Annotated in this window: 2 protein-coding genes; both read left to right on the forward strand. The window is 38.3% G+C overall.

What is annotated here, in order from left to right:
- The coding region (locus tag IQR33_RS01985; RefSeq protein ID WP_193843463.1) for a hypothetical protein at positions 1-195 on the forward strand (195 nt) is incomplete at its 5' end.
- A partial coding sequence (locus IQR33_RS01990) for a hypothetical protein (RefSeq protein WP_193843464.1) occupies positions 195-1048 on the forward strand: 854 nt, incomplete at its 3' end. The genes IQR33_RS01985 and IQR33_RS01990, both read left to right, overlap by 1 nt.

A 1048-nucleotide genomic window follows, 5' to 3' on the forward strand; every position in this document is an offset into this window, starting at 1 on the left:
AATGTGTTCGGAAAGCTTAACTCACAGTTTCATAACTCGTTTGGGGTACAGGATGTCATTAAACTAGATCAAATTGAACAGCTAGATGATGCGGATAAGAAAGCTCAAATGAGTGAATTAATCACAGCCCTATCTACAAGAAGAGTGGATACTCAACCAGTTATTGCGAAGAAAGTAAAGAGGTTAACTATCTAATGGGAGCTCTTTCATTTTTAGCGAATCTAATCGCCTATAAACCCTATGAGATTTGTCAATTAGAAACAACATCAAGCATTGACCCTCACTCACTGCTAACTCACGATGGTTCAATGGTTACCCTACTAAAGTTGAACGGGGCTTACAGGTTCTACTCAAATAAGCAGGAGCTTGCCATACTTGACTTTATGGCAAGTAGAGCTCGACAAAATTTTACAGACAGTGGAAACAGAATAGATTTTGTTATCGATATTGATTCAAGTCGTTCTGAGAGCTTTGTGAACAAGTGTCTTAATACAGTGGACTCTGTATCAAAAACGATGGGCTACCAAAATGAGAAGTTAAACAAGACTGAAAAGAGCCTCATTTCTCAGCTAATTAAGCCAGAGATGACCTATATTGTATTGACTACGACACCCCAAACTCTTGATAGACCAAACATCAAAGAGGGTAATGAAAATAGAAAAAAATTGGCAGATGAATATGGTCACAGTTTAAGCAGTAGCTCTAAGACCCAGAATCACTGGGTAGAAACGATGCAGATTTACGACCAGCATCGTTCTTTTGTTACAGAAATGACTAATATTTTTTCTGAGTACGTTCTATTCGAAAAACTAGAGTCTCATCGTGCATTAAAGGAAATCAGAGATCTTCTATACCGAGACTTTGAAAACCAGGACCGTTGGAAACCATCCACACGACAAGAATCATCTCCTAAAATAATGAGCAATCATACCTACAAGGTTGATACTGATGAGATTGGGCATAGCTCCATACATTCGCAGATAGTAGAACAGCCTTTTGAGGATGCTAAAAGACCTGACTTTAAGTTTTTCAATGGTCACTGCTATAC

The organism is Vibrio sp. OPT46 (genome assembly GCF_015163535.1).
Lineage (GTDB): Bacteria > Pseudomonadota > Gammaproteobacteria > Enterobacterales > Vibrionaceae > Vibrio > Vibrio alginolyticus.